Here is an 11,441-nt window from a genome sequence, read left to right as displayed (position 1 = left end):
CCGCCAGTGGCACCCCGCATTTTCGTCACTGTTGCATCAATGCCTCCGCCATTGCTTTTTCGATTTGCTCGTTGCTTGATTCGCCATCGCTTGCGCGGCGGGTATCGATTGATTGAGTGGCTGGAACGTTCGGGCCGGCTCAATGTTACGGCCCGCTACGCCTTGTCGGATCGCATCGCCGTCGAGATGCCGTTGTGGCGGCGGCCCAATCAGTTGGCTGAGTGCGAATCGCTGGCCTATGAGCAACAACTCGTCGGCGCAGTAACCAAGGAATTAACGGCAATCGGCCTACCGGCCGTGTTGGTCGATTGCGGCGCCGACGTCGGCCTTGTGGCCGGACTGTTGTGCGCCCAGTCTCCAGGCATCGAGGAAGTCGTCGCCTGCGAACCGAACCCGGAGGCTCGTGAAATCCTCGCGCGCAATCTGGCAAGCTGGCCGGTCGCGACGCAGTGCTTGCCCTTCGCGATCGCCGACTTCAATGGCCGAGGGCGGCTCGCGCAGCCAGCCTACGACAATTCGCCGCACGCCGCGTTCCTGCGGCCGCATGCCGAGGGTGACATCCTCGTGCGGCGGCTCGCCGACTTGCCGCTGGACGTGACCTCGCGCTGTCTGGTCCTAAAAATCGACGTCGAAGGTGGAGAACAGGCCGTGTTGCGCGGCGCGCTCGACGTTCTGTCACGAGCACCGGCCTGGATCGTCACCATCGAAGCCCATCGAAAAGTCTTCGAGCGCACGGGGGTCGACCCCTGCGAAGTCGTCCGGCAACTCGTCCCGCTCGGCCTGGTCCGCACCTACATCGCCGAACGCCCCGCAACACCGCTCGACATCTCCCGTCCCTACTTCGATCAAGTCATCGACCCACCAGTTACGAACATCCTCTGCACCTCCCGCGCTCCGGTCGATGATCTCAGAGATTAGCCCGCGAAACACGCCAAACACGCGAAAAATGAGCTGCGACAGAAGGCCGACACATTTAGCCGGTCAAGAACTTTCAACAATTGGGCGATCGGGCCGAAGGCAGTTCCCAAGACGTAGCGCAAACTTGCATTTGCCCGGACCTTTCGTGGGTTTCGCGTGTTTCGCGGGCACACCTCCCCCGGCCCAAGGAACGCCCGCGGGAATCGAACAATCTCCCGTGGTGCGGCGTGCGGCGAGGTACTATTATGTGACAACTTCGCCGGTAGCGATCGCGCGTGGCGCGCGAGCCGTGATCTGCGAGTTTTGGATTGCACCGGGGGGCAGCCGTTATGCCGATCGAGTTTCGTTGTCCGCAATGCCAGAAACTGTTGCGCGTCGGCGACGACGCCGCGGGCAAGCAAGCCAAGTGCCCGGCCTGCGCGACGCTCGTCGCGGTGCCCATGCTCGGCCCGCCCCCTGCGGACGAATTTGGCATCGAGCCGCCCTCACCGCCGCCACCACCGACGGGTTCACCGTTTGGCACGGCCGGGACGAACCCCTTCGCCAGCGCGCCGATGCCGCAACGCCTGGCGCCGGCGAGTGACAATCCTTATGCAGCGCCGCTGTCCGGCTCCGACAATCCCTATTCCTCGCCGCTCGCCACCGGCGTACTGCGCCCCACAAGAATCAGTGTCAACGGCGTGTTCGAGGTCATGTGGCCGGTATTCAAGGCTAACATGGGGATGCTGATCGCGGTGTACTTCGTGGAGTGGCTCATCGGCCAGGCCTTTAACTACGGTGGCGCGTTCACGTTGGTTGGAATGCAGGCTGGTGGCGTAGACAGAGTGTTCGTGGCAATTCTGCAAATCGCACATGGACTCACGAATGGGTTGCTTGCGATCTGGCTGGCATCAGGTCGCGATATCTTCTACTTTGAAACGGCAAAGGGCTTGTCACCACCGTTCTCACGGCTTTTTTCTGGGCATCTGCTCCTGTGGAAGCGATTGCTGCTGTCACTCTTGGGAAGCATCGCGGGTCTAGTGATCTTTGCACCCGCGCTCATTGTCGGATTCGCCATTGCCGCTGCTAGCAATGACGAGGAAGCGGGGATCATCGCTGGCTGCGTCACTGCGGCCGTGTGCTTCATTCCGTGGGCCTGGGTTGGACTGACTTACGGCCAGGCGTGGTATGTGTACGTCGACCAGCCGGTAGGTGTGATCGAAGGCATTCGCATTTCCGGACAAATCACGCCGGGCAATCGCCTTGCGCTGTTCGCGATCGGGATTCTTGGCGCCATCATGGCCTTCGCGGGCGTCTGCGCCTGCCTCGTGGGCACTTTCTTTACTTTTCCGATGCTCTTCATGCTGTCGATCGTCGCCTACTTGCAGCTGACCGGCCAGCCAATCCGCGGGTACGACAGCACCGTCCCGTCGCACATGACGGTGTGAGCAGGTCGTTCAGCTTGGCATTCTTGAACAATTGTGGGAGGCGTCTCCGACGCCGATGGATTTGGCGCTTTTCGCGAGAGAAGCTCCGATCGCTATGCTCGCGTCGTTCGCATCGGCGTCGGAGACGCCTCCCACAGTCGATGGCCGATCCGCGCTGACGGTGTGAACCGCCGCCTTGTTCCTCGCCTCCTTCTCCGTTAACGTGACGGGGCAAGATTTCTTCGCGCGCCTGGCGCTATTTTCCCCGCAGCTTTCCTGAAGTGAACCGATGAGCGATCCCTATTTCCAGACCCTGTTTGCCGAGCGGATCGGCGGCGCCAATTACGGCAAGGGCACCGAGATCTACAAGTTCGAAAAGATCAAACGGGCCAAGCGCAAGGCCCTGGCCGATCATCCGGAACGGGCGCTGGTGGACTTTGGGATTGGCGAGAACGACGAAATGGCCCCGCCGCAGGTTCGCGCGCGGATGGCCGAGGAAATCAACCGCCCGGAGAACCGCGGCTACGCCGACAACGGCATCCAGGACTACAAAGACGCCGTCGCGCGGCTGATGAAGCGGCGGTTCAGCGTCGAGTTGGACCCCGTCAAGGAAATCAATCACTGCATCGGCTCAAAGACCGCGCTGGCGATGCTGCCGGCGGCGTTCATCAACCCGGGCGACGTGACGCTGATGACCGTGCCGGGCTATCCGGTCGCGGGGACGCACACACGCTACTATGGGGGCGAAGTCCATCGCCTGCCACTTCTGGCGAAGCACGATTTCCTGCCGGATCTGAAATCGATCCCGCCGGACATCCTGAAGCGCGTCAAGTTGCTGGTGCTCAACTACCCGAACAGCCCGACCGGCAAGCTGGCCACTCGCGAGTTCTATACCCAGGTGGTGGAATTTGCGCGGGAGCATCGCGTCGTCGTCGTGCAGGACGCCGCGCACATCATGCTGTCCTACGCGGCGGAACCACTCAGCTTCCTGTCGATCCCCGGCGCGAAAGAGGTTGGCGTCGAAGTCCATTCGATGTCAAAGGGCTACCACATGATCGGCTGGCGAATCGGCTGGGTCTGTGGTCACGAACGGATCGTGCAAGCGCTGGCCGACGTCAAGGACAACAGCGACTCCGGCCAATTCATGGCAATCCAACGCGCCGGCGCCGCGGCGCTCGACGACGACTCGATCACGGCGGCCGTGCGGCAAAAGTACGAACGTCGCTCGAAGAAACTCGTCGACGTGCTCACGCGCTGCGGCTTCTCCTGCAAGATGCCGGGCGGCACGTATTTTATCTACACGGCCTCACCCAAGGGCATCGCCAACGGCCCGCGCTTCGAAACCGCGGAAGCGGCCAGCCAATACCTGATCACCGAGCACTCCATCTGCACCGTCCCCTGGGACGACGCCGGCGCCTTCCTCCGCTTCTCCGTCACCTACGAAGCCCCGGACGAAGCGGCAGAAAACGCCCTGATGGCGGAAACGGAGCGCCGTCTGAAGCAAATCCGGCCGGAGTTTTAGAGCGGACGTCGAAGAACCACGGCGAGGATCGCGATGGCCAAGAAATCACGGGCGGCCAAATCAAACGCTCATCGCATCGAAACGGACCCGGTTGTTCGCGCCGTGCAGGCGGCCGTCAATGAGACCCTGCTCGACCACAAGCGTTCCGGCCACCCCGTCGTGTTTGCCGACGAGCATGGCAACCCCGTCTGGGTGCCGGCGGATGAGATTGTGATTCCGCCGCTGGATGAGCCGAAGCCGAAACGGCGGTCAAAACACAATCGTTGAGGCGTCGAAGACCGGGCCTTCGACGCAGGTGCGGCGGTAATCCCATTCGCCGCTGGCGTCGCGCACTCGTGCTACGCAACTGAAGCAGATGCCGAGGCCGCAGGCCATCGGCGTTTCCAACGAAACTTCGCAAGCAATGCCCCGCGCCGCGGCGATCTTCGCCACGGCGGCCATCATCGGCTCTGGGCCGCAGCAGACGATCCGAGTTTGATCCACCGGCGCGGCGTTGGGTTCCGACAGCAAGCGTTCCAGTTCCGCCGTGACGAATCCCTTCGCACCAGCGGAACCGTCATCCGTGGCCAGGCGAACGTCGACGCCGAGGAGCTGAAAGTCTTCCACGCCAGCGAGGTATTCCTGCGAACGCGCGCCGTAGCAGAGCGTCACGCGCGAAGCCTGCGCGCCGCGTCGCGTTGGATCGCCGTAGCTTCGCTTGCCAAGAAACTCGCGTCCCAGCGCCGCGAACGGCGTCTGGCCGATGCCGCCAGCGACCATCATCAGATGCTCGACGGCTCGCGCCGGAAACCCGTTGCCGAGCGGTCCCCAGATTTGCAGGGCATCGCCAGCGACGACCTTCGTCAGTCGGCCGGTCATCTTGCCAACGACAAGGTACACGACGTCGATGCCGATCGGCGTCCCAGCGTCGTCGAGCACGGTGTCATAGAGCGCGAGCGGCCGTCCGAGCAGGGGATCGTCCGTGCCTGGCAGCCGGAGCATCACGAATTGTCCAGGCACGATCTGCCGTGCAAGGTCCGGGCATGCGAGCCGCACGCGATGCGTCCCGCGCGCCAGCGGCACGTGCTCCAACACGCGGGCTTCACCGCACCAGGCGTGATCGGCAAAGTGGCAAGATTCCAGGGGATGGCTCACGTGCTATGTCGCTCTACAGCGCCTCAGTCCTGAACCGCGTTCATCCATCCGTCTGTAGCCGAGGTCTGTGACCTCGGGGAGCAATCGCTGACTGCAAGCAAAGCGCCGTCCTTGTATACTACGCCCGCTCCACCGCCCTCACAGAGGGCGGCTACAGAAGACTTGCTTCTCACGATCGCTTCTTCTTACGCAACGCGGAACCGACCAGCACCCGGCGTTTGGGACGCTTTCCGCTCGTCGGCTTGACCTTCGGCAAGGGCTTAATCGTCCCCGGCTCGTCGGCGAACATGCCGACCACGATTGGCGGCGCGTCGCTGAGTTCCATCGGAGGCTGTACCGGCATGCGACGCGGCGGCGGGCCGGACTGATCGCGCGAGCGGCTTTGCTGCCCATCTCGCGGCGGTCGCCCAACGCCTCCTCGATTTGCTCCTCCGCTCCGTGGCGGCGCGCCACTTCGCGGCGGAGCACCGGCGCGGGGCGCAGCACCAGTGCGAGGCGGAGCACCGGCGCGAGGCGCAGCGCCAGTGCGAGGCGGAGCACCAGTGCGAGATGCCGTGCCACTTCTGGGCGGCGCACCGGTGCGCGGAACGGCGCTGCCAGTGCGCGGCGGACGTCGCTCGGGGCGTGGGCCGGCGGTATCGCGAGAGCGACTTCTCGTATCGCGTTCGCGCGAGTTCTCGCGGTCCCCTTCGCCGGAATTGCGCAGCCAACCGACTTCCTCCGAAGTCAATCGCCGCCATTCGCCGGGTTGCATCTCTTTGAGTTTGACGCCGCCAATGGAAACTCGTTTCAGCCGCATCACCTTGTGTCCGATTCGCGCCAGGATGCGGCGAATCTCACGATTGCGCCCTTCGCGAAGTACGATCTCCAGCGTCGCACTTTGCTTGTGCTCGGCGCGAACTTCCGCCCGCTCGGCACGCACATAGGCTTCCGCCAGGCGCACGCCTTCGGTGAGTTGCGCTAACTCTTCTCGGTTCGGCACTCCAGCCACGAGCACGTGGTATACCTTCGGCACGCCGTAGCGCGGGTGTGCCAACATGTTGGCCAATTCGCCGTCGTTCGTAACGAGGATCAGGCCCTCGCTCTCCATGTCGAGCCGGCCGACCGTGAACAACCGCTCGCGCATCCGCGGCAAGAGATCGATCACGCGCTGACGCCCATCCGGGTCGTCGTTCGTACAAACCACGCCGCGCGGCTTATTGATGACAATGTATTCCCGGCGATTGCGCAGCTTCAGCACTTCGCCGTCGACACGGATTTCCTGCTTGGTCGGATCGACCGTAGTGCCTAACTCGCGCACCACCTGGCGATCGATTTCCACGCGGCCCGCGAGGATCAATTCCTCGCATTGCCGGCGGCTGTCGATGCCGGCCGTCGCCATGACCTTTTGCAGGCGCTCGCGGCCGTCATCGGGCCGCGCCGTGTCACGCGAGGGCCGTTGAGGCGGGCGCGCTCTGCGCGGGCCTCCGGGCGGACGCCCGCCGGGCTTGCCGCTGTAAGGCCGCCCTTGGCCGCTGCGAGGCGGGCCGCTATTGCCGCGTGCTGGGCGCGGGCCACGGGGTTTGTTTTCACTCATGGCATGTGTCCTCGGTCATCAATTTGTCGATTCAGCCAGCGCGGTGTACGCGCCATCACTTGCGCGGCATGCCACTTGGAACCACCGATTCTAATCCAAGCGACGGCGTTCCCCCAGGGACTCTGCCCTCGCCGAATCCGTCGTTGTGCCAGAATTTGGTTGAAATAGCGGCCTGCCCAAACAAAAGGGCCGTTCCCAGCAGGGAACGGCCCGAATTCTCGGCGAAATGGTAGCGACGAATCGCCTATTTGCGCCGCCGCGCCAGGAGCGCCAACGTGCCCAAGCCCAGCAGTGCCCAGGAACTCGGCTCTGGAACTTCATAGATCTGAACTTCGCTCAGACCGATGAAATCATTACCGGCCCCGTGATTGACCAGATTGTCGAGCTTGATGTACCTGGCCGTCGTTCCAGTCAGATCAATGATCTGACCGAAGTCGACGTCATCCGTGCCTGGACCGATGGTCAACTCTTGCCCGGCGACGAGCGTCGTGAACACCTTATCCTCGCCGGCGACCAGGATGTCGGCCGTCTTGATGCCGCGAATCAACAGGTCGTCCCGGCCTTGCAGGGCTTCGTTGTAGTTCCAGATCACCAACCGATCGAGCGCCTTTTCCGCCCCGACGTCGAACACGATGAACGGGTCCAGGTCGAACTGTTCCGGCGGCACGTTCGGGAAAGAGCCTTGATTCAGCCACATCATGCCGTCCGGGGCGCGACTGTGAGCCTTGCCGCCCATACCCGCATGGTTGACGAGATACTCAGGTCCACGATTGAATCCGGAGAGGCTACTGGAGACTTCTTCAATCGTGGTACGCAGCGGCAGTTCGCGCGATTCGCCCGGAGCGAGCGCACCGTCAAAACGCACTTCGCTCAGACCGGCGAACGCGTTCCCGTCGCCAGCGTTCGTGATGTTGTCAATGCGCACATAACGCGCGGTCGCTCCGCCAAGTGCAATCGACTGCGAGAAGTCCCCCGGCGTACCGGGAGCGACGGTGAGCGCCTGAGCGTCGATCAATGGCGAGAACACTTGGTCGGCGCCAGCCACCGAAATGCGAGCGGAACTAATTCCGCGCGAGGCCAGTCCAGACTCGTTGTAGTTCCAGACCTTCATCGATTCGACCAGGTACGAGGCGCCCAGGTCGAACGTGATCTGCGGCGTCGTGTCATTGGGCGCGGCGAACGTGCCGTTCGTGAGCCACATGCTCCCATCGGGTGCGTCTGAATGCTCGTCGCCGGTCAGGCCGGATTGATCCACGGTGTGGATCGAAGTGCGGTCAAATCCGCCTCCCAAACCCGAGGATGCCGACGCGGAAACCAGCGGAATGACGTTCGCACGTGCGACGTCTCCTAAGATCGAACCGAACATGGCCAGGCCCAGGCCTGCCAGCGCGCCACAGCGCATCAACATAGCGTTCCCCCCTTCAAAGTTGTCGACATCAAAGCCCAACGCCGATCTCTGTCCGCGCGCACCGTCATTGAAGCTGCCGAACACGGTAGACCGCCACGAGGGTCCCTGTCAACGATTTTCCGGAAAATCGCCAGGGTTTTCTCGCAACTGGCCGGAAAGTCGGCCATGCTAATAGCGGCCGTTCGCCCCGTTCCGAGTAGTCTTGCCAGCCGTGGTCGCGGCCGTCGGTGCGATGGCGCCGCGGCTTTCCACGAACAGCAGCACTTCGGCCCGAGCCGGGCCGCCCGTGGGCAGTGAGAGCGTCTTTTCCAACAGGTTTTCGTCGCGGGGCGTGGGCGAGGGAACGATCCCCAGACTGATCACCAGCACCTCGTCAACGCTCCAACGGAAGGTCTCTTTCACTCGCAGTTGTGATCGTTGTGGAACTTCGATTTTGGTGCGTTGCGTTGTCAGCAGTGCGGTGCCGGTTTCGATGGCCACCGGCACGATCCGCTCCACCTGATCGATATTGCACTTCACGAGGGCATCGATCGACGCACCGTCCGGGGAAACCAACGGGGTCAGTTCGACCGCGATGCCTTCTTGGATGTCCGCGAGTTTCGGCTCATACGTGGCAAAGCCCGGCAGGCCCGGCAGCAGGTGTTGCGTGAAAGTGCGCGTGCGCAACGAGGAGACGACGGTCGGCTGCCCGTTCGGCACTAAGAGTTGGGGCGAACCGTATTCCGTAAAGTCGCTGCGTTTGCGCAGTTCGGCCAAGAGAATCGCGGCGTCTTCCTTGGCCACCAACCAGGCCTGCACGCCGGCGGATTGAACTTCGACCGGCGTCAACTTCGCTGGCGCACGGGAGCGCCAATTGGGATTCGACAGGGAGATCAATCGCAGTCCGCAAGCGCGATTGGCTTCCTTCGGATTGACGAAGCGATCCACGATGCCAGCCACCGTAGACTGCATCTCAGGCGTGTGGTAGACGCGCAGAGCCTTGGGCGTGGCGCTCAGGATTCCCAGCGGCTCCGAGTGCCAGAATTCGTAGCCGGTTTCGCGCAAGATCCAGTCGATGATCGCCTGTTCCGGATGCGGCAACTCGCTCGCGCGCTCGGCAAAGGGGCTAATGTCGTAGTCGCGCCAGACCTGGCCATGTTCGTTGGGAAGCGCACCGGTTCCGCGAGTGACGCGCGCGCCGCTGCCGGACGCCTGGGGGCTCACCGGACTCAGGCCATTCTCCGAGGGGCTCTCCGCCGCGGCGGGACGGACCCCGGATTCGGTCGCTGGCGCCGCCGGATCGAGCGGCTCGATGGGCCGCGTCTTGACCTTGGTTTTCTCTCGCGCCGCGCCGTTGTTCGCGCGTTGCGCCGCGACATGCTCCGCCGGCAGCAAAAGTGCTACCAGAGTGGCGGTCCACATCACGATCGAACGGGCATCCATGCCACGCCGCTCCACGCCGACGAAAATCTCGATAACCGAGGGCGGCGAAGTATACGGGACCTGCGAGAAATACAACAAGACGGAAACCGTCACGGCGCAACCGGGCGTTTTAGGGGAACTGGGCGAACGGCCTCGCTCCCTGCGCCAGAATCTACCGCCCCGGCTGCGGGCAGGATACGATGGCGTTAATCGACATTCATCATTCATCATTCTGCATTCATCATTTCCCTTGTTCGTCGGTCCGGTATTCGCCCGCGAGTTGGTTACCGCCCCGCGCAGTTGGCGCTTGTTCGCCACTCGAGCGGCGTATGTCGCCGCGCTCTTTCTCCTGGTTTGTACCACGTTTCTGGCCTTCCGCTTTTCGCAGCAACGGCTGACCATCGGCGATTATGCCCGGTACGGGACGTTCTTGTTCCAACTGCTGGCCCGGCTGCAACTCGTGGTGCTGACGTTCTTCGCCGCTCTCTCGGCCGCGGCCGCCGTGGCGCATGAGAAGGACCGTCGCACTTTGGAGCTGCTGCTCCTGACGCGGCTGAACAACTCGGAGTTGGTCCTCGGCAAACTGCTGGCCAGTATTCTCCGCATCCTGATGGTGCTGGCCGCCGCGTTTCCGTTGTTTGTATTTATCGCCCTTTTCGGCGGCATCTCGATTGGTCAGATCATTCGCGTGTTCGCGGTGACGCTCGCCACGGTGCTCGCGGCCGGCAGCCTGGGCGGATTGCTCGCCCTCTGGCGCGAAAAAACCTTCCAAACATTGGCCCTCACGGCGATGACGTTGGCGGCCTGGTTCGCCCTAGGCGAGATCATCGCCGCCGGCGTTTTCGGGGCGTCCATTCGCGGCGTCAGCGCCATCCATTGGGCCGAGACCCTAACGCCATGGCGGGCCGTGTTAGCGGCCACGCGCGCACAATACGCCTCGGGTTCATCGCTCGATTTCCTGCGCTCGGTCGTTGGCGGCTACGTCATATTTGGGTTCGGCCTGGCCGCGGTGTTCAATGCCATCGCCGTCTGGCGCGTGCGGGTCTGGAATCCCACGCGCGCGCAGCGCCTCGTGCTGGCCGACGACAAGGAAGGCAAGATCTTCACGGGCCGGCAGGCCGCCACGCCGGAAACCGCCGCGCCGGCCGTCACCGCGAGGCAGCCGCGACCGTCGCGCCGCGTGTGGGACAACCCCATACTCTGGCGCGAGGTGCGCACCTGGGCCTACGGCACCCGAATCCTGATGATTCGCGTGGCGTATTTGGCAATGTTCGCGCTGGCGGCCATTGCCGCGCAACGGGCCGTGAACGCGGCGACTTACGCGCACCGCGCCGATATCGCCACGCCGCTGGCGCTGCTTTCGGTGTTAAGCCTTGTGCTCGTCAACGCGCAGGCCGTGACGTCGATCACCAGCGAACGGGATGCCCGGGCGCTCGACCTGCTGCTCGTCACCGATCTGACGCCGAAAGAAATCATCTTCGGCAAACTCGCCGGCGCGCTCTACAACGCCAAGGAAATGATCCTGCTGCCGTTGGCGCTCTGCGTTTATCTGGCCTGGAACGGCGCGATCGGCGGCGAGAACTTATTGTTCGTCTGCGTGGGCTTAGTCGTCCTGGTGGCGTTTGTCACGATGCTCGGCGTGCATTGCGGCATGACCTACGGCAGTTCGATGGCTGCGATCACGGTCAGCCTCGGCACCGTGTTTTTTCTGTTCATCGGCGTCTGGGTCTCGATGCAGATCATGGCCGCCTTCCGAGGCGATTTCTATCGACAGTTCCCGGTGTTCCTGCTGATCAACCTGGTCGGCGCGTTGTCGCTCTACGTGGCCCTCGGCATGCGCAACCCCTCGAACGCGCTCGCCATTGCTACCTTCTTCGCGCCCTTCGCGACGTTCTACTCCATCACCAGCTTCGAACTCGGCAACACGCTCGGCGTGTTTCTCACCGTCGGGACGACTTACAGTTTCGCCACGCTGGCAATGCTGGTCCCCGCCCTCTTCGAATTCGACATCGCAACTGGCCGAACGACCGGCGGCGATGCGGAATGATCACGCGTTACGCGTCGGAACCGCGGAGG

9 protein-coding genes are annotated in these 11,441 nt (G+C 63.2%); 5 read left to right on the top strand and 4 right to left on the bottom strand.

What is annotated here, in order from left to right:
- The 4 genes from SGJ19_10670 to SGJ19_10655 all read left to right on the top strand — a co-directional run.
- The coding region (locus SGJ19_10670) for an FkbM family methyltransferase (GenBank protein ID MDZ4780706.1) at nucleotides 1-918 on the top strand (918 nt) is incomplete at its 5' end.
- Between the two features lie 329 nt (nucleotides 919-1,247).
- Nucleotides 1,248-2,345 carry a hypothetical protein gene (locus SGJ19_10665; protein ID MDZ4780705.1) on the top strand — a complete coding sequence of 366 codons (1,098 nt, stop codon included), beginning with the start codon at nucleotides 1,248-1,250 and terminating at the stop codon, nucleotides 2,343-2,345.
- 268 nt (nucleotides 2,346-2,613) lie between these two features.
- Nucleotides 2,614-3,846 carry an LL-diaminopimelate aminotransferase gene (locus SGJ19_10660; GenBank protein MDZ4780704.1) on the top strand — a complete coding sequence of 411 codons (1,233 nt, stop codon included), beginning with the start codon at nucleotides 2,614-2,616 and terminating at the stop codon, nucleotides 3,844-3,846.
- Between the two features lie 33 nt (nucleotides 3,847-3,879).
- Nucleotides 3,880-4,113 (top strand): hypothetical protein, encoded by a 234-nt coding sequence (locus tag SGJ19_10655; GenBank protein ID MDZ4780703.1) that lies wholly within the window; start codon nucleotides 3,880-3,882, stop codon nucleotides 4,111-4,113.
- Here the strand turns inward: SGJ19_10655 and SGJ19_10650 are convergent.
- The 4 genes from SGJ19_10650 to SGJ19_10635 form a co-directional block, all read right to left on the bottom strand.
- The gene (locus SGJ19_10650) at nucleotides 4,096-4,980 is read right to left on the bottom strand and encodes a dihydroorotate dehydrogenase electron transfer subunit (protein ID MDZ4780702.1); all 885 of its coding nucleotides are present in this window, start codon (nucleotides 4,978-4,980) and stop codon (nucleotides 4,096-4,098) included. The two genes, SGJ19_10655 and SGJ19_10650, sit on opposite strands and share 18 nt — an antisense overlap.
- Before the next feature lie 169 nt (nucleotides 4,981-5,149).
- Nucleotides 5,150-6,556 carry a pseudouridine synthase gene (locus SGJ19_10645; protein MDZ4780701.1) on the bottom strand — a complete coding sequence of 469 codons (1,407 nt, stop codon included), beginning with the start codon at nucleotides 6,554-6,556 and terminating at the stop codon, nucleotides 5,150-5,152.
- Nucleotides 6,557-6,800: 244 nt separating this feature from the next.
- Nucleotides 6,801-7,964, bottom strand: coding sequence for a PEP-CTERM sorting domain-containing protein (locus tag SGJ19_10640; protein MDZ4780700.1), 1,164 nt, complete (start codon nucleotides 7,962-7,964; stop codon nucleotides 6,801-6,803).
- Nucleotides 7,965-8,132: 168 nt separating this feature from the next.
- Nucleotides 8,133-9,386 (bottom strand): hypothetical protein, encoded by a 1,254-nt coding sequence (locus SGJ19_10635; protein MDZ4780699.1) that lies wholly within the window; start codon nucleotides 9,384-9,386, stop codon nucleotides 8,133-8,135.
- Between SGJ19_10635 and SGJ19_10630 the strand changes: the two genes are divergently transcribed.
- Complete coding sequence (locus SGJ19_10630; GenBank protein ID MDZ4780698.1) at nucleotides 9,385-11,412, top strand: ABC transporter permease subunit; 2,028 nt, start codon at nucleotides 9,385-9,387, stop codon at nucleotides 11,410-11,412. The two genes, SGJ19_10635 and SGJ19_10630, sit on opposite strands and share 2 nt — an antisense overlap.
- Nucleotides 11,413-11,441 lie beyond the last annotated feature (29 nt).

This window comes from Planctomycetia bacterium, from assembly GCA_034440135.1.
In the GTDB taxonomy this organism is placed as follows: Bacteria; Planctomycetota; Planctomycetia; order Pirellulales; family JALHLM01; genus JALHLM01.
Note: the sequence above shows the minus strand (reverse complement) of the source record. Positions and strands in the feature narration are given on the sequence as shown.

Excerpts from the sequence above, each read along its gene's own strand:
- SGJ19_10640 (MDZ4780700.1), bottom strand. The coding sequence starts at position 7,964 with ATGTTGATGCGCTGTGGCGCGCTGGCAGGCCTGGGCCTGGCCATGTTC.
- SGJ19_10660 (MDZ4780704.1), top strand. The coding sequence starts at position 2,614 with ATGAGCGATCCCTATTTCCAGACCCTGTTTGCCGAGCGGATCGGCGGC.
- SGJ19_10635 (MDZ4780699.1), bottom strand. The coding sequence starts at position 9,386 with ATGGATGCCCGTTCGATCGTGATGTGGACCGCCACTCTGGTAGCACTT.
- SGJ19_10630 (MDZ4780698.1), top strand. The coding sequence starts at position 9,385 with ATGCCACGCCGCTCCACGCCGACGAAAATCTCGATAACCGAGGGCGGC.
- SGJ19_10645 (MDZ4780701.1), bottom strand. The coding sequence starts at position 6,556 with ATGAGTGAAAACAAACCCCGTGGCCCGCGCCCAGCACGCGGCAATAGC.
- SGJ19_10665 (MDZ4780705.1), top strand. The coding sequence starts at position 1,248 with ATGCCGATCGAGTTTCGTTGTCCGCAATGCCAGAAACTGTTGCGCGTC.
- SGJ19_10655 (MDZ4780703.1), top strand. The coding sequence starts at position 3,880 with ATGGCCAAGAAATCACGGGCGGCCAAATCAAACGCTCATCGCATCGAA.